Raw genomic sequence first — 19,841 nt, forward strand, 5'->3', positions numbered from 1 at the left:
GCTTGGCGCACTGCGCAGCTTGGTGCTTTCGGGCATCCCGCAGCCCGCGCCCCGGACTGGCGAGGCCGCGGGCGGAGCTGCTGGAAGCGAAGCTCCCGCAGCCGCCGCGCCGCCGACAGGTGAAGCAGCCCCGCAGGCCACAGCCGCCGCGACACCCGACGAACCAAAAGCCGAAGCGCCAGCTCAAGCGGGCGAGGGGACTCCGTCCGAACCCGCCGGAGAGGGACAATTGACGCAACCTGCCGCGCCGGCCGAAGCGGCAGTACCTGCAAGGGCCGCCCGCGATGTCGAGACGGCGCTCGGCACGCGTTGGGCGGTCTGGGTCGGCGGCATCGCGCTGGCGCTGGGTGGCCTGTTCCTGATCCGCTACACGATCGAGGCCGGCATTTTCGGCCCCGGCGTGCGCCTCACCATGGCCGGCGTTCTCGGCCTTGTGCTGCTTGCCGGCGCCGAGTTCATCCGCCGCACCGGCTTCCGGGTGCCGGTGCAGGGGGCCGCCGGCGCCTACATCCCGGCGATTCTGACGGGCGCCGGCGCCTTCATCCTGTTCGGCACCGTCTATGCAGCCTATGGCATCTACGGCTTTATCGGCCCCGCGCTCGCCTTCACGCTGCTCGGCGCGATCGGCGTCGCCACCATTGCCGTCTCGCTGGTCCACGGCCTGGCGCTGGCCGGCATCGGCCTCGTCGGTGCCATGGTGACGCCGGCGCTCGTCGCCTCGGAGGCGCCGAACCCGTGGGCGCTGTTCGTCTACCTGGCGATCGTGCTTGCCGCCACGGCGGCTATCGCCCGCATCCGCGATTGGAAGGCGCTTGTCGCGGCAGCCTTCGCCGGCACCGGCACCTGGACCATCGTCTACATGACCAATGCACTGGAGGTGAATCTCTCGACGGTGCTGTTCATCAGCCTGGCCTCGCTTGCCGTGCTCGCCTTCGTCTGGCTAGCCGATTTCTTGACTGCTGGCCGCGACGACGCGGAGCCCGGCTTCGACTGGCCATCAATCGCGCCCGGCTTCTTCGTTGCGCTGACCGCGCTCGGGCTGTCGGTCGATCCGGTGTTTGCCAAGGCGGGTTATGCCTCGCACGGCGCGGTGCTGCTCGCCGCTCTGCTGGCAGTGGCGCTCTACCGGCCGCGCGCCTTGCCGCTCCTCTTCGCCGCCGGCCTGGCGACGGCGCTGATCTATCTTGGCATCATCCCGCCCGCCACCATCGGCGCCGATGCGCTGGATGTCGGCCTGGGCGCCGAGCCGCTGGCCGCATCCGACACGCTGACCTTCCGCCTCGGCATCGCGCTTGCCCTGGTCTTCGTCGCAGCCGGGTTCTGGGCCGCGCGCCGCTTTGCGGCTGCTGCGCCTATCCGCGCCGCGTCCTGGGCGGCATGGGGTGTCATTGTGCCGCTGGTCGTGCTCACCGCGCTCTGGCTCACCTTCGGCGACATCGACCGCGATTTTGGCTACGCGCTGCCAGCCCTGCTTCTGGTGGTCGTCTTTGCCGCCGGCGGCGAGTGGATCGCGCGCGCCGAGGAACCGCCGCTCCGCGGCGGCCCCGCCGTCTCCTTCGCGCTCGGCGGCGGCGGCGTCGCAGGCTTGTTGATGCTGCACATGGCCTTCGGCTCCGGCTGGACGACGGTGCTGCTCGGCGCCGCCGCCGTCGTGCCGGCGCTCGCGACGCGCTGGCGCAGCTTCCCGGTGCTGGGCTGGATCGCGGTCGGCGCGGCTGTCGCCGTGCTTGGTCGCGTCGCCTTCGATCCGACCATCGTCGACGCAGCGGCACTATCGACGACGCCGGTCTTCAACTGGCTCTTGCCGGGTTATGGCGTTCCGGCGCTCGCCTTCGGCTTCGCCGCCTGGCAACTCGCCCGCACCACCAACGGACGACCGCGTCTTGCCATGGAAGCGGCCGCGGCGCTGTTCGGCCTGCTCACCATTGCAATGCTGGTGCGCCATGCCATGCATGGCGGCGTCATCGACACCGGCCCCGTCACCCTTGCCGAGCAGGCGATCTACACGCTGATCGCGCTCGGCGCCGGCGCCATACTGGTCGTCATCGACCTGCGCTCGCCGAGCCCGGTGCTGCGCTATGGCTCGATGGCCGCCGGCGTGCTCTCGGTCGCCTTCATCCTCATCCGGCATTTCTTGGTGCTGAACCCGCTGCTGACGGATGAATCGACCGGCGCCGTCCCGTTCTTCAACCTGTTGTTGCTCGCCTATCTGCTGCCGGCGGTCGCAGCAGGAGCATTGGCGCTTTATGTCCGCGAGAGGCGCCCGAGATGGTATGCCGCGATGCTGGCGCTGGTCGCTTCGCTGCTCGCCTTCGCCTACGCCACGCTGTCGGTCCGGCGCCTGTTCAAGGGCGAGTTCATCGGCCTGTGGAGCGGCCTCGGCCAGCTCGAGACCTATACCTATTCGGCGCTCTGGCTGGTCATCGGCGTGGCGCTGCTGACCGCCGGCGTCTGGCTGAGGTCGCAGGTGCTGCGCATCGCCTCGGCCGTGCTGATCGCGGTCGCCGTGCTGAAGGTCTTCCTCTTCGACATGTCGGAGCTGGAAGGCGTGCTGCGCGCGCTCTCCTTCATCGGTCTGGGCGCCGTGCTGATCGGCATCGGACTTTTCTATCAGCGTCTGCTGACAAGGGCGGCGAGGTTAGGAGCCGAATAAAGGTCAGGCCAGATCGGTCTGCGAGAAGTCGTTGCCTTTGTAGAGCAGAGGTACGCGATAGGCTTTGGCGCATGCGTAGCTGAAGCAGTCGCCGAAATTCAGTTTGGCTGGGTGGCCCACATATCGACCATAATCTTGCGCGGCCCTTACAGCGAGTTCTCGGATCCGCGTGTCCAGCGGGACCTCAACGGCCTTGAGTTCGGCCAGGAAACCCAAGACGATCATTTGACATCGTTCGATCAGGGCGGGTGGCGTCGGAAGCTGGTCGCCGTTTTCCGCTACGGATTTCCTGCGAGCTATCCCAACAATCGCCTCGAATGCGGAACTCGGCGAGAAATAAAGCTTCTCGGCGGCTTCCATTTTCCTAAGAAGGCGGTTCGCACCCGGCTCTTCCGATATGATAGCGATGATAGCGGAAGCATCGAGAAACATCAGAGGTCATCCCATCCTTCGTCCATGAATTTCTTCATGTCGAAGTCCAGGTCGTCCGGACCGAGCGCCCTCGCTGCGTCCTGATACTTTCTAATGCGCTCGCTTAGTGGGAGGACGGCATGTGCCCGTTCGAGCTCACGCTTGAGCGCGATCCGCACGGCTTCAGTCTTCGTGGGCGCCTTGATCGCGGACTGCAGCTGACGAGCCAGCGCGTCAACCTCGTCATCGCGGATATACAAAGACATTGTCGAATTCCTCCGGCGTATATTCTAAGATGAATATGCAAGATATTCAATGAGGAATATACAATGGCCAGAACCGGTATTCAACCTTGGTTCCGCCTCCGCTCGCGCCGGGAATAAACCGGCATCCGCCGGCGTTATTCAGGTGCTTGGGTACCGGAGCGGGTGGTCCGCTTCGTGCTGGCTGCTTGCGCCGCGCCGGGAAGGCGCGTTCAATCGAATGGAAGACGACCACGAAACAAGCGGTCATGGACGACAAGAAGGCAGCGATCCTGAGCGAGATACCGCGTCTGCGCCGCTACGCGCGCTCGTTGCTGCGCGACCGCGATTCCGCTGACGATCTCGTCCAGGACTGCCTCGAGCGGGCGCTTGTGCGGCTCGACAACTGGCAAACTGGAGAAAGCCCCAGGAGGTGGCTGTTTACGATCATGCATCATCTGTTCATCGACCAGATGCGCAAGGTTAACCGGCGAGGCGAGGCGGCAATGTTGCCTCTGGAAGCCGGCGAGGCCCAGGCCGCGCCCGCCGATCAGGTCGAAAGCATAGCCTCGCGCGAGATCATGGATGCCCTGCGGGCGATCGGCCCCGATCGGCGCGCGGCATTGGTCATGGTCGCTATCGAAGGCTCTTCCTATGCCGAGGCCGCCAACATCCTGGGCGTGCCGGCCGGCACGCTGATGTCGCGCATCGCGCGTGGCCGCGAGGAACTGCGCGGCCTGCTGGACGACTCCTCGCGCCGCCGCTCGATAAGGATCGTCGAGCGATGACCCGGCGCGATTTCACCGAACGCGATATCCACATGGCCCTCGATGGCGAGCTGCCGGGCGAGGAGCGCATGGCCTATGACGCCTGGCTCGAAACCAATCCCGAAATGAAGGCGAAGAGCGCCCGTTACATAGCCGACCGTGCGGCGCTCCGCGCCGCCCTGGCCGGCGTGATGGACGAACCGGTGCCGGCAAGGCTACGGCACGCGGTGCTTGGCGAAGCGCCGGCGCGGACGCCTGCCTGGCGCTCGCGCTGGTGGCTTTCGGCGGCGGCGGCAGCCGTGCTGATGGTCGGCGGGTTCGGTGGCTATCTCGCCGGCATCGACGGCATTGGCCGCAGCGGTGAGAGCGACGACCAACTCGCGGAGCAGGCGATTTCCGCCCATCTCATCTACGCCGCCGAGAAGCGTCACGCGGTCGAGGTGCCGGCAAGCGACAAGGACCATCTGCAGACCTGGCTGTCCAACCGGGTAGGGCTGAAGCTGGTGGCGCCCGATCTCGCGGCCGAGGGCTTCGCACTCGTCGGCGGCCGGCTGTTGCCGGCGGGCGAGCGTGGCAAGGCCGCGATGTTGCTTTACGAAGACGCCAAGGGCGAGCGCATCTCGCTCTTCGTCACCGCCGAATCATCGCAGACCACCAAGGGAACCTATACGGCCGAGGCTGACGGTCCGGAAGCGGTGTATTGGCTGGACAAGGGCTATGGCTGCGCCGTCGTCGGCACATTACCGCCGGAGCGTCTGTCGGAGGTCGCCAAGAGCGCCTATGGCCAGCTTCTGGCCGGTATTTCGAGCTGAGGAGGCGGCTGTTTTCAACGGCCTACGCTGTTTCGAATTAGTGGTTCAGTTCAAAGCCGTGGTGCTTTTCTGCCGCCGCGGAACCTGTCACAATTCGGCCCTAATCAAGGAGCGATAGCGCTTGATGAAGACCGGCGCTTCGGCCGGGGTGCTGCTTTTGACCGGGGCCGTTTCCTTTAATCCAATCGAGGTTCTCCCAAACCCCCGCATGCCTGCCGAGATCCGCAAGGCCCGCGCGTCGGACGTCGATGACCTCGCCGCCATCGAGAAGGCTGTCTTCTCAAGCGATCGCCTGTCGCGCCGCTCCTTTCGCCAGTTGATCGAGCGTGAGACCGCCGAGATGCTGGTGGCTGAGAATGACGGCCATGTCGCCGGCTACGCGGTGGTCTTGTTTCGCAAGGGCAGCGGCGTGGCCCGGCTCTATTCCATCGCCGTCGGTCCCTTCTTCGGCAATCTCGGCATCGGCCGCCAACTGCTGGCCGCGGCCGAAGAGGCGGCTTATGACCACGATCGCATGATGCTGCGGCTCGAGGTTCGCGAGGACAATCAGCGCGCCATCGGCATCTACGAGCAGGCAGGCTACCGAAAAATTGGCCGCGAGCCCGACTATTACGAGGACGGCGCCACCGCGCTGCGTTACGAAAAGACGCTGCGCGGCGATGTCCCGACCAGCACCGGGGTACCGTTTTATCAGCAGACCTGCGAGTTCACCTGTGGTCCGTGCTGCCTGATGATGGCAATGGCCAACTTCGATTCCGGCTTCGTGCCCGATCCGGTTATGGAAATACGCCTGTGGCGCGAGGCGACCACGGTATTCATGATGTCGGGGCCGGGCGGCTGCGAGCCTTTCGGCCTGGCCGTGGCCGGCTATGAAAGCGGGCTTGCCGCCGAGATCTTCGTATCCTTTCACGGCGCGCTGTTCCTGCAGTCGGTGCGCAGCGAGGAAAAGCGCCGGGTGATGGAGCTCGCGCAGGTCGACTTCCGCCGGCGAGCGGAACTTTACGGCATCCCGGTGAATTACCGTCCGTTCGGCATCGACGACATCCGCGCCGCCCTTGCCGAGGGCAAGCTGGTGCTGGTGCTGATCAGCGGCTTCCTGATGTTCGGCAAGAAGGTGCCGCATTGGGTGCTGGCCATCGGCGACGACGGCGACCATATCCTCATCCACGATCCTTGGGTCGAAGACGAAAGGCAGGAAACCATCCTCGACGCCGCCAACATTCCCGTGCCCTATGGCATCTTCATGAACATGGCTCAGTTCGGCCGCGACGGGTTGCGCGCCGCCATCAACCTGGGAAAACGCTGACACAATGACCTGGGTCATCCTTACAGGCAGGCAGAACGATCTCGACCAGGTGGCGACGCCGCACAAGATCATCACCAACCGCGACTATCTCGCGCATCCGGCGCTGTTTCGCGGCCAGCGCCCTAAGGTGATCAACCTGTCGAACAACTACGGCTATCAGAGCCGCGGCTATTATGCCTCGCTGCTCGCCGGATCGCGCGGCCACAAAGTGATCCCGACCGTCGAGACCATGATCGATCTGTCGGAGCGCAAGCTCTATGAGCATGCGTTGCCGGAACTCGAGCTCGCGCTCAACAAATGCCGCAAGGATCTCGACGGAACCTTTCCGACGAAGGTCGCCGTCTTTTTCGGCATCGGGCCCTCGAAAGTTTGGGACCGGTTCACCAAACTCTTGTTCGACTGGTTTCGCGCGCCGGCGCTCGAGGTCCACATCAAGGACAGCGCCGAATGGGCTTCGATCCGCAGGATCGGCTTCCTGCCGCTCGCGCGCATGAGCGAGGAGCAGGAAGAAGTCTTCCTGCAATGCCTGGAGACCTACACCAACCGCGAGTGGCGCGACACCAAGGGGCGCACGCCGGCGCGCTACACGTTCGCGACGCTCGTCGATCCGCATGAGGAGTTGCCGCCTTCGGAGATTTCGTCGCTGCGCTACTGGGCGAGGATCGCCGAGAAGATGGGCGTCGAGGTCGAGCCGATCACCAGGAAGGATTTGGCCAAGCTCGCCAATTACGACGCGCTGTTCATCCGCGAGACGACATCCATCTCCAACCACACCTACCGCTTCGCGCGCCGCGCCCAGCAGGAGGGCATGCCGGTGATCGACGATCCGCTGTCGATGATCCGCTGCACCAACAAGGTATATCTCAACGAGCTGATGACCTACAACAAGGTGCCGGTGCCGCCGACGGTGATGATTGCCGGCACCTCCGATCTGGAGCTCGCCGCCCAGACGCTGGGCTTTCCGCTGGTGCTGAAAATCCCGGACTCATCCTTCTCGCGCGGTGTCAAGAAATGCGAGAACCTTGCCGATCTGACAAAGCTGGCGACCGAGTGGCTGGAGGATTCCGATCTCCTCATCGCGCAGAAATTCATCCCCACAGAATATGATTGGCGCGTCGGTGTGCTCGGCGGCCAACCGCTGTTTGCCGTGCATTACCTGATGGCCAAAAAACACTGGCAGATCGTCAACCACAAGGCCAACGGCAAGCCCGATCAGGGCGGCATCAAGACCTTCACGCTGAAGCAGACGCCGCCGCACGTGGTCGAGACGGCGGTCAAGGCGGCGCGCTGCATCGGCGACGGGCTCTACGGCGTCGACCTCAAGGAAACCAAGGACGGCGTCTTCGTCATCGAGGTCAACGACAACCCCAATCTCGACCATGGCTGGGAGGATTCCGGCGAGAAGGACGAACTCTGGGTGCGGCTTACGCAATGGTTCCTGGAACGCCTGGAGCGCACTGGCCGCTAAAGCATTTTGCAACCGGACGGGATCGCCTGGCGTCGCTGAATACGGCTAAGACAATCAACTGAATGGGGGCAAGATGCTGTTTTTGGTGATCGAGGATTTTCGCGGCTGCGACCGCAAGGAAATCTACCGGCGTTTCCGCGATCGGGGCCGGCTGAAACCGGACGCGCTTGTCGTTCACCATAGCTGGATCGCAGGCGACATGAGCCGCTGTTTCCTGCTGGTCGAAGCCGATGACGTCACGCTGCTGCAGCATTGGGTCATCGAATGGGCCGATCTGGTGGAGTTCGAGATCGTTCCGGTAGCCACCAGCAAGGACATGGTCGCGGCCCTGGCCGGACATCTCTGACTGCTAGGCACCGAGCGCCGGCGACCTGACCGCGCGCACGCATTCCGCGATCAGCCACTCGCGGAACGCCGCCACGACGTCGCGCCTTGCGCTGCGTTCGGGGATCGTCAGGCAATAAGGCTGGCGCAATTCCAGCGCTCGGGCAACCGGCCGGACCAGCCTGCCATCTTCCAGCGCTCGAGCGCAGTAGATGCCTTGCGCCAGCGCCACGCCCAATCCCGACATGGCGAGATCGAGTGCGGCCCGCGACGAGTTGGCCGAAAGCCCGCGCTGGGCCGACCGGCCCGGCGCGATGCCCGCCGCCTCGAGCCAGTTGCGCCAGGACGGAAAGGCGGCACCGGTCGGACCCCAATCGGTGTGGATCAACGGCAAGCCGGCGAGAGTTTCCGGCTTGGCTGCGCCGGCAAGGCTGGGCGCGCAGACCGGATAGACCGCATCCCGGGCGATCGCCCCGGTCGGGTGCTCGCGATAGTGCGGGCCGTAGGATAGCCGGATGTCGACCATCTCATGGTCGAACGGCACAGGGTCGTCCTCGCCTCTCAGCGAAATATCCGCGGCGCCGTGGCTGGCGACAAAGCCGGCGAGGCGTTCGGAAAGCCAGCCCATCGCCATCGAAGGCGGCACCGAGATGACGAGCCTCGGCCGGAACGCATCGCCGCTTACATCCCGCGCGACGCTGCCGATTTCCTGGAAGGCCATGGTAAGCCTCGGCAACATCTCGACGCCGGCTTCGGTGAGCACGACGCGCCGGTTGACGCGGTGGAACAACCTGCGGCCCATCTGTTCTTCCACGGTGCGGATGAGCTGGCTGACCGCCGCCGCCGAAATCGACAGCTCTTCCGCCGCTGCGGCAAAGCTGCCGCTGCGCGCCGCCGCCTCGAAGGCTTGAAGTCCGCGCAGGGAGGGAAGTGCGACCATGGCGACCGGAAAAGATAAGCTGAGCTTATCTATTTTGCAGAATTCCTCGTTTTTCGAAAGCTTTCTTTCTGCAGTACGGTAGCCTCATGAGCGCCATCGACCACACCATCGACCACCGCGACGTCATCGCCTCGCTGACCAATGAGGAGCGCAGCCGGCTGACCGGCAAGTCCGATCTGCCGGGCATCATCCAATTCGCCGTTCATCTCGGCGCCATCGTCGCTCTCGGCGCGCTGATCGCGGCCAAGGTGCCGTACTGGCCGGTTCTGATGCTGCCGCAGGGCATCCTGATCGTGTTCCTGTTCACGCTGCTGCATGAGACCGTGCACAGGACGGCCTTCGAGACGCAGTGGCTGAACGATGCCGTCGCGCGGCTCTGCAGCCTGGCGATCGCGCTGCCCGCCGACTGGTTCCGCTATTTCCATTTCGCCCATCATCGCTTCACTCAGGACCCGCAGAACGATCCGGAGCTGGCTTTCCCGAAGCCCGAGACCTTGCGACAGTACATCGTCCATGTGTCTGGCCTGCCGGTGTGGTGGGGTCATTTCAAGACGCTCTACAGAAATGCCAGCGGCCGCTGCCGGGACAGCTATGTGCCCCCGAAAGGCTTGCCGAAAGTCCAGGCCGAAGCGCGGGCGATGATCGCCTTCTACCTCGTCGTGCTGACGCTTGCGATCTGGCTCGAGGCGACCGTGATCCTCTACGTTTGGCTCGTACCGGCGCTGCTCGGGCAGCCCTTTCTCAGGCTTTATCTGCTGGCCGAGCATGGCCGCTGCCCCTTCGTCGCCAATATGCTGGAAAACACCAGGACGACGCTGACCAACTGGTTCGTGCGCAAGCTCGCCTGGAACATGCCCTACCATGCCGAGCACCACGCCTATCCGGGTGTGCCGTTCCATCAATTGCCGGCTTTTCATCGGCTGATCGCGCGGCATCTCAAAGTGGTAGAACCCGGCTATGTGATCTTCCACGAGAAATATTTCGAGACGCTGCGCTGACCGGTGCCCGGCATCAACCGGATCGGCGAAGCTTTTCCTGCGAGCGCAGCAGGCGGCTCATCTCCGAGGCCCTGGCCGGCGCGCCGATCAGAAAACCTTGCGCCTCGCCGCAGCCGGCCTTGCGCAGCATGTCGAGCTGCGCTTCGGCCTCGACGCCTTCGGCGGTGACGGTGATGCCGAGCTCGGCGCCGAGCCCGATAACCGTGCGCACGATCGCCGCCGTGTCGCGCTTGTCGAGATCGTGGATGAAGGAGCGATCGATCTTGATCTTGTCGACCGGGAAGCGCCGCAGATAACCGAGCGAAGAATAGCCGGTGCCGAAATCGTCGAGCGCGATGCGCACGCCGAGCCCGCGCAATTGCCCGAGCGTCCTCAGCACGCTGTCGCTCTCGTCCATCATCACCGTTTCGGTGATTTCGAGTTCCAGCCGGCTTGCTGGCAGGCCGGAAAAGGCGAGCGCCGCAATCACGCTGCGGGCGAAGCCGCCGCTCTTGATCTGGGCCGCCGAGACGTTGACCGCCATGCGCACGTCCTGCGGCCAGCCCGCCGCCACGCCGCAGGCCTTGCGCAGCGCCCAGTCGCCGAGTTGCACGATCAGCCCGGTTTCTTCGGCCGCGGCGATGAAGTCTTGCGGCGGCACCAGCCCGCGCGACGGCGAGCGCCAGCGCATCAGCGCTTCGGCGCCGACGATCTCGCCGGCGGCGATGTCGAGAATCGGCTGGAAATCCAGTTCGAACTCGCGCCTCGGGAGTGCAGCTTCGAGGTCGGCCTCGAGCGCCAGGCGCTCCCGCACCATGGCATCCATGCCCGGCTCGAAGAAACGGTAGATGTTGCGCCCCTCGCTCTTGCCCCGGTAGAGCGCCATGTCGGCATTGGTGAGCAGCGTATCCGCATCCTGCCCGTCGCTGGGATAAAGCGCGATGCCGAGGCTCACCCCGACATGCATTTCGCGGCCCTTGTCGCGATAAGGCTTGCCGATCACCTCGATAATGCGCTTGGCCAGCTTTTCGGCGTCGACCGCGTTTCTGATATTGGATTGAATGATGGCGAATTCGTCGCCGCCGAAACGCGCCACCACGTCCTTGTCGCTGCGCAGGCAGCGCTGCAGGCGCTCGGCCACCCTTTTCAGCAGCCAGTCGCCGGCCGGATGCCCGAACGTATCGTTGACGGCCTTGAAGCGGTCGAGGTCGAGCGAGAAGATCGCCACCGGCGCGGGCTTGGCCTCGCTCAATGCCTGGTCCAGGCGCTCGCGGAACATCGAGCGGTTCGGCAGGTTGGTCAGCGTGTCGTGATGCGCAAGATGCGTCATGCGCTCTTCGGCGCGGCGACGCTCGGTAACATCGTCGAAGGTCACGACCCAGCCGCCGCCGCTCATCGGCTGCCGGACCACTAGAAACGTCCTGCCGTCGGCAAGATAGCGGTAAGCCGACTGCATTTTCCCTGCTCGCAGGCAGGCTTCGGTCCTGGTGACTTCGCTGTCGACGTCGATCTTGGTGTAGATGCCGAGTTCCAGCAGTCGTTTGAGCGCGTCGCGGTGTGTCGTACCAAAGGGGAAATCTGCCGCGGCGACTTTGTAGAGATCCAGAAAGCGCTGATTGCGCACGATCAGCTTGCCGTCGGCGTCATACATCAGCAGGCCTTGCGACATGTTGGCCAAAGCGGCGTCGAAGCGGCGATGCTGCTCCTTCAATTCCTCTTCGGCGCGCCGCTGCACGGTCACGTCCTCGTAGATCGACACCCAGCCGCCGGACGCCAGCGGCCGATGCGAGATGACGATGATGCGCCCGTCCGCCAGCGTTTCCTCATAGGTCGAGGGTTTGGCGCCGTCGATATAGGGTTTGCGGACGGCGTAGAGCTGCTCGGCGGTTTGCGAGGCGATGCCGATTTCGACGCTGTGCTGCAAGATGTCGAAGAAGCGAATGCCGGGCTTCGTGACTTTGGCGTCGAGGCGGAAGAGGTCGATATAGTTTCGGTTGCAGATGATCATGCGCTCGTCGGCGTCGAACATGCACAGGCCATGCGACATGTTCTCGACGGCGGCCGAAAACCGTTCGTTTTGTGCGCGAAGCTCCTCCGCTATTCGTCGAACCGGGCCAATACCGGTTGCCTTCCGCCTGACTGCGGCCGAACCAGCCTTGACATGAGCAACGGGCATGAGCGCGCCTGCCGACCGTGACTGAACAGTTTACTGTCGTGGCCGCCGGTTAATTTAGCGTTCTTTTATTTGACGGAATTGGCCGCAAGAAAAGGCTGGCGTTTAGCTTCCAGCGCCGCGAATCGTTTCAGAAATGCCGCCTGCGCCCAGGTCACCGAGCGTGGGGTGAAGTCGAAATGGTCGGCGGAAAAGCTGCGCGGCCGGCCGAAATATTCCGTCGCCTCCGCGGTCGAGAAGCCGGCAAGCAGCGTCGCCTCGTAATAGGCGGCGATCTGGTCGGCGCGCTTGATGTCCTTGCGCAAGGTGGCGCCGAGCTCGGCCGGCAGCGAGAAACGTTGATGGATGGCGCGCTGCAGCCTGAGCTCGCAGTCCTTGTAGGAGCCGCCCATCACCGATTTGAAGGGCGAGATCATGTCGCCGATGACATATTCGGGCGCGTCGTGCAGCAGCGCGGCGAGCCGCGCCTCGGCGGAGGCGGCCGGCACCAGCTCACCATAGAGTGCCTCGACCAGCAGCGAATGCTGAGCCACCGAAAAGGCGTGCTCGCCGCTGGTCTGGCCGTTCCAGCGGGCGACGCGGGCGAGGCCATGCGCGATGTCGGCGATCTCGATGTCGAGCGGCGAGGGGTCGAGCAGGTCGAGCCGCCGGCCGGACAGCATGCGCTGCCAGGCGCGCGGCGGCGCTCCCGCCCTGTCGGCCGCCATCAGGCCTCCTCCGCGCTGACGGTGTCTTGCGGGAAGGAGAATTTCGCCCAGCCCGGGATGGCGAGCGTCACCTGGACATCGCCGGCCATGATCGGGTCGCGGGCATCGAGCGCTGCCTTGACGCGGTCGATGCGGGCGATGGCGAGGCCGCGTCCGCCGCTTACCGAACCCAGCGTGCCAACCGGCCGGCCGGCGACGGTGAGCTCGTTACCGGACGCAGGCAGGGAACCCCCGGCTGTGGCGATCAACACGCGGCGTCGCGCGGTGCCGCGATGCTGCATGCGCGAGACGACTTCCTGGCCGACATAGCAGCCTTTCTTGAAGCCGACGCCGCCGCTCTCGTCGAGGAGAACGTCATGTGGGAAAGCGTCACCGAGCTGGTAGTCGCTGCCGCTTTCGGCGATGCCGTTGGCGATACGCAGGGCCTGCCATGCGCCGGCATCGCCGCTCTCCTGAACTGCGCCCTCATATGTGCGCCTGACCTCCACCTCGCGGAAGCGCGTGTCGGCGAGCGAAGTTGAATCGGCAAGTGAGGCGGTTGAATCATCGCCCCATGCAACCGCGACAAGCGCCTGATCCTGCTTGGCAATCTCGGCCTTTGCCCTCAGCCGGTAAAGCATCAGCCGGCGCACGAAGTCATCGGCTATGTCGGTCCGGCATTCCAGCCGGAAGCCGTTCTCGCCGGCGCGAGAGATGAGAAAATCGAACAGGATCTTGCCTTGCGGCGAAAGCAGCGCGCCAGGCTTTGCCTCGCCGGCGCCGAGCGCATCGAGATCGGTGGTGAGGATGTTTTGCAAAAAATGTTCGGCATCCGGGCCTGACACGGAAATGAGCGCGCGGTCTTTCAGCAGGGCAAAGGGCATGGGCGTGAAGTCGGCCTGATCTTGCAAAAATGATGGTCATTACGTAAGCCGGCCACACTCCCCCCGCAAGAGATTGGACCAGTCCATGGCAACCACCTTCGACCTCATCCTGACAGGCGGCACGGTAGTCAACCATGACGGTGAAGGCCGGCGCGATGTCGCCGTGAAGGCCGGGCGTATTGCCGCGATAGGCGATCTCGGCCAAGCGTCGGCCGGCGAGGCGATCGATTGCACGGGCCTGCACATCCTGCCCGGCGTCGTCGACAGCCAGGTGCATTTCCGCGAGCCGGGACTGGAGCACAAGGAAGATCTGGAAACCGGGTCTCGCGCCGCGGTTTTGGGCGGCGTCACCGCGGTCTTCGAGATGCCCAACACCAATCCGCTGACCACCAGCGAGGCGGCCCTTGCCGACAAGGTGCGGCGCGCCACCGGCCGCATGCATTGCGACTTCGCTTTCTGGGTTGGCGGCACGCGCGACAATGCCGGCGATGTCGGCGAGCTCGAGCGGCTGCCAGGAGCTGCCGGCATAAAAGTCTTCATGGGCTCGTCCACCGGCGACCTGCTGGTCGAGGACGACGAAGGCGTCGCCTCCATCCTGCGCAATACCCGCCGCCGCGCCGCTTTCCACTCCGAGGACGAGTTCCGTCTGCGCGAGCGGCTCGGTCTGCGCGTCGAGGGCGATCCCTCGTCGCATCCTGTCTGGCGCGACGAGATCGCGGCGCTGCGCTGCACCGAGCGCCTGGTGCGCATCGCGAGACAGACGCGCGCCCGCATCCATGTGCTGCACATCTCGACGGCCGAGGAGATCGTTTTCCTCGAGCAGCACAAGGACGTCGCCACATGCGAAGCGACGCCGCATCACCTGACGCTCTCAGCTGACGATTATGCGCGGCTTGGCACGCTGATCCAGATGAACCCGCCCGTGCGCGCGGCGCGCCACCGCGACGGCGTCTGGCACGGCATCGAGCAAGGGATCGTCGATGTGCTGGGGTCCGACCACGCGCCGCACACGCTGGCCGAGAAGGCCAAGCTTTATCCTGCCTCGCCTTCGGGCATGACGGGCGTGCAGACGCTGGTGCCGATCATGCTCGACCATGTCAACGCCGGCCGGCTCACTTTGCAGCGTTTCGTCGATCTCTCCAGTCATGGTCCGCAGCGCATCTTCGGCATGGCGGGAAAGGGCCGCATCGCCGCCGGCTACGACGCCGATTTCACCGTCGTAGACCTGAAGCGCCGCGAGACCATCACCAACGCGCAGGCTGGCTCCAAGGCGGGCTGGACGCCCTATGACGGCAAAGAGGTCACCGGCTGGCCGGTCGGCACCATCGTGCGCGGCAACCGGGTAATGTGGGACGGCGAGATCGTCACGCCCGGCCAGGGCAGGGCGGTGGAGTTTTCCGAGGCGCTGGCGGCTTAGGCCACGTTGGATTTCTTAAGCGCGCCCTGCATTAACAGTGCGTGCAGCTGCGGGAACTTGCCCTCGTCGATTTTCTTCTCGAAATGCCGACGGTGGGAGCCGATGCGATTCCGGCTCTGCGAGAGGAGGAAACCGCATATGGCCGCAGACCAAAATTGGCAAGGGATGAGCTTCTGGCTCAATCCCCGGCGACGAAGAACAGCCACTGGCCGGCGGGCGTGATGCCGACGCGGTAGAAGATATAGGCGCCGAACTGCTTCATGTCGTCATAGTCGCTTGCGGTGACGAGCTTGAACAGCTCGACGCGCTGCCTGGGATCCAGCTTGTCGAGCGGCAGCGCGAAGAAATACGGCCAGACATAGAGCTCCTGCGGGGTGCCGGTGTCGACATGGACATAGCCGGCGCTGAGCACCTCTTCCAAAATGGCGAGAATCTCCTGGCCATCGCCGTCGCCGGAGAGTCCCTTGAGGAAAGCGACCGGGTCGCCCTCGATGTCGCCGAGCGAAAGCTGCGTCATGGATTCGCCCGAGCCGATCAGCGGCCGAAGTTTCTCGATATCGCCGCTCTTGCAGGCCTCGATGATCAGGCCGTGCATGCGTTTGACCGGTTCGGGAAGCTTGTCGAGGTCGTAGACGACGGGCGGCGGCGGCGAATCCGGGTCGGAGCGCGGGCTGGTGATGCCGCCGCTGCCGGTTGGCGCTTCCGGCGCGCTCTTGTCCGTCTCGTCGGCCGGCTGGCTGTTGTCGGAGGGTTTGGTGCCGGGCGCGGCCGGCATTGGCACGGTGGTCCCCGGAGCGGTCGTTTCGTCACTGGTGGGCGGAGTGACCGGCGAAGGCAAATCCTCGCGCTGGATCTCGCTTAGCGCATAGGAAGGCGTGCTGGCGAGGCAGATTGCCAATGGTCCGGCGCAGGAAGCAGTGATCCAGATGCCGAGGGCCAGCCCGCGCGGCCTGCCTGCCAACGAAAATCTCACCCCTTGCCTCTCCATGGTTCCGGGCTCGCTAGGGCAATTCCAGGAAAACTGTGCATGATTTCCGTCCGGAATTGCGAAAAAGACTAATGGCTAGGCGGCGGGTATGATGCCCAAACGGCGCGTCGCCGTCAAAAGCAGCCAAAAGCGGGCGGGCTAGTGCCTGAGCCGTTCCGGCTCGAAGGCGCCGGAGATCACCTTTTCGCGCATGCGGTCGAGCAGGGCCAGCGCTGAGGTCTCACCATTGGCGCGCAGCATCTCGCCGAAGGCGGTTTCCAGCGCAGCCTCGGCGATGATTTCAGGCTCGATGCCGGCCGACAATCCTTCCGCCCAGGCTTCGCTGTGGCTCTCCACGGCGGTCAGGCGCTTTTCTTCCCTGACCAACGCGTCGATGTCGCTGACGCCATGTTCCATTGCGATGTCCACCTTTTCAAGCGTCGGTCCGGCAAGGGACCGGGCTTGACTTGCCAGTTCATGCGCTGCCCGTACAAGTGCTTGTAAATACGACGTTTCTGCAGTCGCAATCTACATATCGAGCAAGGCTGCGATCAATTCCGACCGAGCTTAGCCGATTAGCCAGCTTGCGGCATTAAAACCTTCAGTTTGAGTTAATTCCGCATTTGTCCACTAACGTTTCATTAACATTGTTGCATAAGCGCAACAGATGATTGCACCAAGGCGCAGCCTGATACAATAAGGCCGGCCACATTGGAGCGATTTGTCGGTGGATAGTCGCGATCGATGCCGGTCCTCAATTCCCGTAACGGGAAGCGATATCGCGCGACAGCGTCTCGCCTTCCTTCATGTAGCGGGCAATGGCCTCAGTGGCCGAAGGCGTGCACTGCGTGTAGGTGCCGCTGAAGGAGCGGTAGCCGCGATTGAAGGAGGCGATGAAGCGGGCGCGCCGGTTGGGATCTGGATTTTCCGACTCAAGCAGCTTTTCCATCTCCAGCCGCCACTGGTCGCCTTTCTCGCCGCAGAGGTTGCGCAGGAAATGCAGCGAACCCAGCACCTCGGCAAGCCGCATCAGCCCGGGCTCGAACGGCGCCTCGGCCGCCGATGCCGGCTGCACCGTGACGGCCATGCTGATGGCGAGGCTTGCGGCGAGAAAGGGGGAGGCGCGGGTCATCAGGGCCTTGCGATGGAAGAGCAAGGCTTTGTGGCGAAACATTTTGTCGCCTGCAAGGCCATTCTGGGGTCACCGCTCGGCGGCTTGGGCAGGGCCAAGCAACTCCTCGGCAACTTCAAACACATCGCCCGCCAGCGGCATCGCCGCCATTTCCGCCAGCGTGTAGAACGCCGCCGTTTCGGCGTCATCGCTCGCTGCCGGCTCGCCGCCGACATAGGCCGCGCCGAACACCGTCAGCAGATAGTCGACCGCGTGGTGCTCAGCGCGGCCGTCGATATGGATGTCGCGCAGCGGGTGGTAATCCTTCGCCTTGAGCCCGGTTTCCTCCTTGAGTTCGCGCGCCGCGGCTTGCGCCAGCGTCTCGCCCGGCTCGACCTTGCCGCCGGGATACGCGTAGAGCCCTTGCGAAGGCGGCCGCGCCCGCTTGACCAGCAGCACCGTCTTGCCGCGCACGACGGCGACGGAGACTGCCGGGATAATCTTGCGAACCTTGTTCATGCGTTGCGAATCGCGCCGGCTGCCGGCTTGGTTGTGGACCGGACCACTTTAGCGGTTGCGGCGCGGCGGTTCCATCGCCACTTTCATGGCGATCCCGACCGAAGAGCCAATCCATGTGCGGACGCTTTGCCCTGACCGCCTCGCCGGACCAGACCGCCGCCATTCTTGGCCTGGCGGAGCTGGAGGCGTTTCCGGCCCGCTACAATATCGCTCCGACGCAGCCGGTGCTGATGGCGTTCGCCGGTCCGCCAAGAGCGCCAGGCTCCAACCTGCCAGACCGCCAGGCGATGCTGGTGCGCTGGGGCCTGATCCCGACTTGGGTCAAGGATACGAAGGAATTTCCGCTGCTCTTCAACGCGCGCTCGGAAGGCGTGCTGCAGAAGGCCTCGTTCAAGACCGCCATGCGCCATCGCCGGGCCCTTGTGCCGGCCTCCGGCTTTTATGAATGGCAGCAGTCGGGTAGCGCCAAGGGCCAGCCCTACTGGATCCAGCCGCGGCGGGGCGGGGTGATCGCCTTCGCCGGTCTGATCGAGACCTATGCCGAGCCGGGCGGTTCCGAGATGGACACCGGCGCGATCCTCACCACGCGGGCCAACGCCGGCACCGCCCATATCCACGACCGCGTACCGGTGGTGATCGAGGAACGCGATTTCGCCCGCTGGTTGGATTGCCGCACGCAGGAGCCGCGCGACGTGCTCGACCTCCTCAAGCCCGCCGAGCCCGATTTCTTCGAGGCGATTCCGGTTTCCGACCTCGTCAACAAGGTCGCCAACACCGGGCCGGAGATTCAGGAGAGGGGCATGGTCGGGCCTCACCCCGACAGGGTCAGGCGCCAGAAACCCGGCGCGGACGAAAACCAGATGACCCTGTTTTAGCGAAGGCTGCTAGCGGAGGCCTTCCATCTCCAGGACGAGCATTGGCGTCGCCCTCATTGCCGGCACTCCGATCTTCGGAGACTGCGCCGGTCCTGCCGTTTCAGGCGGCGCGCGGCGAGATGATCTTCTGCGCCGGCTTCTTCTTCTTCGCGGTGTGAAGAAGGGCTGCGACGATGGCCGCAGGGCCGATCGCGCGGTAGTGGCTGGCGAGCGGCTGTTGCGCCGGTCGGCTTTGTTCTTGCTTACTTCGAGGCATTGTTCTCTTCCCTGGTAACGTTTTCGTGTCTGGGTTTGGTGGTCGATTCGGACCAAATCGTGACGTTTGGCGGTCTAGTCCGATAATGTTTCATCACTGTGCCGAGATGCTTAATAAAATGTTTCGGCCCGTTTTTACCTGTGATGGAACGACAGCTTTCCCGAGTTGAGCGACTTGACGGCAACACCTGCGGACGCGATAAAGCCGGGCATGAAAACGTCTTTCGCCATTTGTGGCATTTGCATTATTGGCTAGCCTCGCGCTGGTCCGGACGTTTTCGCCTTATCTTCCCCTAGATTGGACAAACGCCCCGGCCAGCAGGCTGGAGCCCGATTTGCGCCCGCGCGCGGGGAGGCTCCGTCCAACATAAGGGATCGGAAGAGCACGAATGTCTGACGCATCGAAGGGCCTCAGCCTTTACAACACGCTGACGCGGGCGAAGGAGCGTTTCGTTCCGATCGATCCGCAAAACGTGCGCATGTATGTTTGCGGCCCGACGGTCTACGACTTTGCCCATATCGGCAACGCGCGGCCGGCGATCGTCTTCGACGTGCTGTTCCGTTTGCTGCGCCAACTCTATGGCGAAAAGCACGTCACGTATGTGCGCAACATCACGGATGTCGACGACAAGATAAATGCGCGCGCCCTGCGCGATTTCGGCGCCGAGATCGAAGTCGGGACGCTTTCGCTGAACGACGCGATCCGGCGCGTCACCGAAAAGACCGCCGACCAGTACCACAAAGATGTCGCGGCACTCGGCTGTTTGGAGCCGACCCACGAGCCGCGGGCGACCGAATTCGTCGCGCCCCGCGCCGACGGCAAGGCCGACATGCTGTCGCTGATCGCGCAGCTGATCGAGCGCGGCCACGCCTATGTCGCCGGCGGCGAGGTGCTCTTCGACACCGCCTCGATGCCCGATTATGGCGAGCTTTCGAAGCGCAATCTCGACGAGCAGCAGGCCGGCGCCCGCATCGCCGTCGACGCCCACAAGAAGAACCCCGGCGATTTCGTTTTATGGAAACTCTCGACGCCGGAAGAGCCCGGCTGGGAAAG

The 19,841-nt window shown here is 64.3% G+C and carries 20 protein-coding genes and 1 pseudogene; 10 read left to right on the forward strand and 11 right to left on the reverse strand.

Annotation, left to right across the window (positions count from 1 at the left end):
• On the forward strand, positions 1 to 2,653 hold a 2,653-nt coding region (locus tag EOA32_RS15710), incomplete at its 5' end, for a DUF2339 domain-containing protein (protein WP_245499290.1).
• Positions 2,654 to 2,656: 3 nt separating this feature from the next.
• Here the strand turns inward: EOA32_RS15710 and EOA32_RS15715 are convergent.
• Both EOA32_RS15715 and EOA32_RS15720 read right to left on the reverse strand, forming a co-directional pair.
• Positions 2,657 to 3,085 carry a type II toxin-antitoxin system VapC family toxin gene (locus tag EOA32_RS15715; RefSeq protein ID WP_066997437.1) on the reverse strand — a complete coding sequence of 143 codons (429 nt, stop codon included), beginning with the start codon at positions 3,083 to 3,085 and terminating at the stop codon, positions 2,657 to 2,659.
• Positions 3,085 to 3,330: a type II toxin-antitoxin system VapB family antitoxin gene (locus EOA32_RS15720; RefSeq protein ID WP_066997434.1), complete on the reverse strand. Its 246-nt coding sequence runs from the start codon at positions 3,328 to 3,330 to the stop codon at positions 3,085 to 3,087. Before EOA32_RS15720 ends, EOA32_RS15715 begins: the two co-directional genes overlap by 1 nt.
• Before the next feature lie 245 nt (positions 3,331 to 3,575).
• On the opposite strand from EOA32_RS15720, the gene EOA32_RS15725 reads away from it, so the two are divergent.
• The 5 genes from EOA32_RS15725 (at position 3,576) to EOA32_RS15745 (ending at position 8,005) form a co-directional block, all read left to right on the forward strand.
• On the forward strand, positions 3,576 to 4,094 hold the full coding sequence (locus EOA32_RS15725) for a sigma-70 family RNA polymerase sigma factor (RefSeq protein WP_128372240.1): 519 nt from the start codon (positions 3,576 to 3,578) through the stop codon (positions 4,092 to 4,094).
• Positions 4,091 to 4,885 (forward strand): anti-sigma factor, encoded by a 795-nt coding sequence (locus EOA32_RS15730; RefSeq protein ID WP_128372241.1) that lies wholly within the window; start codon positions 4,091 to 4,093, stop codon positions 4,883 to 4,885. The genes EOA32_RS15725 and EOA32_RS15730 overlap by 4 nt, the downstream gene beginning before the upstream one ends.
• A 208-nt stretch (positions 4,886 to 5,093) precedes the next feature.
• On the forward strand, positions 5,094 to 6,191 hold the full coding sequence (locus EOA32_RS15735) for a GNAT family N-acetyltransferase/peptidase C39 family protein (RefSeq protein WP_128372248.1): 1,098 nt from the start codon (positions 5,094 to 5,096) through the stop codon (positions 6,189 to 6,191).
• Positions 6,192 to 6,195: 4 nt separating this feature from the next.
• Entirely contained in the window at positions 6,196 to 7,659 is a 1,464-nt protein-coding gene (locus tag EOA32_RS15740) for a RimK family protein (protein ID WP_128372242.1), read from the forward strand.
• A 73-nt stretch (positions 7,660 to 7,732) separates the two neighbouring features.
• Positions 7,733 to 8,005 carry a DUF3303 family protein gene (locus tag EOA32_RS15745; protein ID WP_095828830.1) on the forward strand — a complete coding sequence of 91 codons (273 nt, stop codon included), beginning with the start codon at positions 7,733 to 7,735 and terminating at the stop codon, positions 8,003 to 8,005.
• Positions 8,006 to 8,008: 3 nt separating this feature from the next.
• Here the strand turns inward: EOA32_RS15745 and EOA32_RS15750 are convergent, their stop codons facing one another.
• Positions 8,009 to 8,923 (reverse strand): LysR substrate-binding domain-containing protein, encoded by a 915-nt coding sequence (locus EOA32_RS15750; protein WP_095828831.1) that lies wholly within the window; start codon positions 8,921 to 8,923, stop codon positions 8,009 to 8,011.
• 107 nt (positions 8,924 to 9,030) lie between these two features.
• On the opposite strand from EOA32_RS15750, the gene EOA32_RS15755 reads away from it, so the two are divergent.
• On the forward strand, positions 9,031 to 9,921 hold the full coding sequence (locus EOA32_RS15755) for a fatty acid desaturase family protein (RefSeq protein WP_128372249.1): 891 nt from the start codon (positions 9,031 to 9,033) through the stop codon (positions 9,919 to 9,921).
• A gap of 13 nt (positions 9,922 to 9,934) precedes the next feature.
• On the opposite strand, the gene EOA32_RS15760 is transcribed toward EOA32_RS15755, so the two are convergent.
• The 3 genes from EOA32_RS15760 to EOA32_RS15770 all read right to left on the reverse strand — a co-directional run bounded on the left by EOA32_RS15760 (position 9,935) and on the right by EOA32_RS15770 (position 13,643).
• Positions 9,935 to 11,947: an EAL domain-containing protein gene (locus tag EOA32_RS15760; RefSeq protein WP_245499292.1), complete on the reverse strand. Its 2,013-nt coding sequence runs from the start codon at positions 11,945 to 11,947 to the stop codon at positions 9,935 to 9,937.
• Between the two features lie 194 nt (positions 11,948 to 12,141).
• Complete coding sequence (locus tag EOA32_RS15765) at positions 12,142 to 12,780, reverse strand: HD family hydrolase (RefSeq protein WP_066997413.1); 639 nt, start codon at positions 12,778 to 12,780, stop codon at positions 12,142 to 12,144.
• Positions 12,780 to 13,643 carry a folate-binding protein YgfZ gene (locus EOA32_RS15770; RefSeq protein ID WP_095829293.1) on the reverse strand — a complete coding sequence of 288 codons (864 nt, stop codon included), beginning with the start codon at positions 13,641 to 13,643 and terminating at the stop codon, positions 12,780 to 12,782. The genes EOA32_RS15765 and EOA32_RS15770 overlap by 1 nt, the downstream gene beginning before the upstream one ends.
• A gap of 85 nt (positions 13,644 to 13,728) precedes the next feature.
• Between EOA32_RS15770 and EOA32_RS15775 the strand changes: the two genes are divergently transcribed.
• Positions 13,729 to 15,060, forward strand: coding sequence for a dihydroorotase (locus EOA32_RS15775; RefSeq protein ID WP_128372244.1), 1,332 nt, complete (start codon positions 13,729 to 13,731; stop codon positions 15,058 to 15,060).
• A gap of 178 nt (positions 15,061 to 15,238) precedes the next feature.
• Here EOA32_RS15775 and EOA32_RS15780 read toward each other — a convergent pair whose 3' ends face one another.
• The 4 genes from EOA32_RS15780 to EOA32_RS15795 form a co-directional block, all read right to left on the reverse strand.
• Complete coding sequence (locus tag EOA32_RS15780) at positions 15,239 to 16,033, reverse strand: hypothetical protein (RefSeq protein WP_095777840.1); 795 nt, start codon at positions 16,031 to 16,033, stop codon at positions 15,239 to 15,241.
• A 153-nt stretch (positions 16,034 to 16,186) separates the two neighbouring features.
• Complete coding sequence (locus EOA32_RS15785) at positions 16,187 to 16,444, reverse strand: hypothetical protein (protein ID WP_066997401.1); 258 nt, start codon at positions 16,442 to 16,444, stop codon at positions 16,187 to 16,189.
• Positions 16,445 to 16,781: 337 nt separating this feature from the next.
• Entirely contained in the window at positions 16,782 to 17,159 is a 378-nt protein-coding gene (locus tag EOA32_RS15790; RefSeq protein ID WP_095781940.1) for a TIGR02301 family protein, read from the reverse strand.
• Positions 17,160 to 17,228: 69 nt separating this feature from the next.
• On the reverse strand, positions 17,229 to 17,657 hold the full coding sequence (locus EOA32_RS15795; RefSeq protein WP_128372245.1) for an NUDIX hydrolase: 429 nt from the start codon (positions 17,655 to 17,657) through the stop codon (positions 17,229 to 17,231).
• Positions 17,658 to 17,770: 113 nt separating this feature from the next.
• Here EOA32_RS15795 and EOA32_RS15800 point away from each other — a divergent pair, with 113 nt between their 5' ends.
• Positions 17,771 to 18,532: an SOS response-associated peptidase gene (locus tag EOA32_RS15800; protein WP_128372246.1), complete on the forward strand. Its 762-nt coding sequence runs from the start codon at positions 17,771 to 17,773 to the stop codon at positions 18,530 to 18,532.
• Between the two features lie 100 nt (positions 18,533 to 18,632).
• Here EOA32_RS15800 and EOA32_RS15805 read toward each other — a convergent pair whose 3' ends face one another.
• A complete protein-coding gene (locus tag EOA32_RS15805; protein WP_082953737.1) occupies positions 18,633 to 18,788 on the reverse strand; it encodes a hypothetical protein in 156 nt (51 codons plus the stop codon).
• Between the two features lie 388 nt (positions 18,789 to 19,176).
• Between EOA32_RS15805 and EOA32_RS15810 the strand changes: the two are divergent.
• A pseudogene (locus EOA32_RS15810) lies at positions 19,177 to 19,841 on the forward strand (cysteine--tRNA ligase); the annotation flags it as partial.

Source organism: Mesorhizobium sp. M1A.F.Ca.ET.072.01.1.1 (assembly GCF_004023325.1).
GTDB lineage: Bacteria > Pseudomonadota > Alphaproteobacteria > Rhizobiales > Rhizobiaceae > Mesorhizobium.

Coding starts and splice junctions, on each gene's coding strand:
- EOA32_RS15750 (WP_095828831.1), bottom strand. CDS start 8,923: ATGGTCGCACTTCCCTCCCTGCGCGGACTTCAAGCCTTCGAGGCGGCG.
- EOA32_RS15715 (WP_066997437.1), bottom strand. CDS start 3,085: ATGTTTCTCGATGCTTCCGCTATCATCGCTATCATATCGGAAGAGCCG.
- EOA32_RS15745 (WP_095828830.1), top strand. CDS start 7,733: ATGCTGTTTTTGGTGATCGAGGATTTTCGCGGCTGCGACCGCAAGGAA.
- EOA32_RS15725 (WP_128372240.1), top strand. CDS start 3,576: ATGGACGACAAGAAGGCAGCGATCCTGAGCGAGATACCGCGTCTGCGC.
- EOA32_RS15785 (WP_066997401.1), bottom strand. CDS start 16,444: ATGGAACATGGCGTCAGCGACATCGACGCGTTGGTCAGGGAAGAAAAG.
- EOA32_RS15765 (WP_066997413.1), bottom strand. CDS start 12,780: ATGGCGGCCGACAGGGCGGGAGCGCCGCCGCGCGCCTGGCAGCGCATG.
- EOA32_RS15805 (WP_082953737.1), bottom strand. CDS start 18,788: ATGCCTCGAAGTAAGCAAGAACAAAGCCGACCGGCGCAACAGCCGCTC.
- EOA32_RS15730 (WP_128372241.1), top strand. CDS start 4,091: ATGACCCGGCGCGATTTCACCGAACGCGATATCCACATGGCCCTCGAT.
- EOA32_RS15770 (WP_095829293.1), bottom strand. CDS start 13,643: ATGCCCTTTGCCCTGCTGAAAGACCGCGCGCTCATTTCCGTGTCAGGC.
- EOA32_RS15720 (WP_066997434.1), bottom strand. CDS start 3,330: ATGTCTTTGTATATCCGCGATGACGAGGTTGACGCGCTGGCTCGTCAG.
- EOA32_RS15740 (WP_128372242.1), top strand. CDS start 6,196: ATGACCTGGGTCATCCTTACAGGCAGGCAGAACGATCTCGACCAGGTG.
- EOA32_RS15775 (WP_128372244.1), top strand. CDS start 13,729: ATGGCAACCACCTTCGACCTCATCCTGACAGGCGGCACGGTAGTCAAC.
- EOA32_RS15795 (WP_128372245.1), bottom strand. CDS start 17,657: ATGAACAAGGTTCGCAAGATTATCCCGGCAGTCTCCGTCGCCGTCGTG.
- EOA32_RS15735 (WP_128372248.1), top strand. CDS start 5,094: ATGCCTGCCGAGATCCGCAAGGCCCGCGCGTCGGACGTCGATGACCTC.
- EOA32_RS15760 (WP_245499292.1), bottom strand. CDS start 11,947: ATGTCGCATGGCCTGTGCATGTTCGACGCCGACGAGCGCATGATCATC.
- EOA32_RS15800 (WP_128372246.1), top strand. CDS start 17,771: ATGTGCGGACGCTTTGCCCTGACCGCCTCGCCGGACCAGACCGCCGCC.
- EOA32_RS15790 (WP_095781940.1), bottom strand. CDS start 17,159: ATGACCCGCGCCTCCCCCTTTCTCGCCGCAAGCCTCGCCATCAGCATG.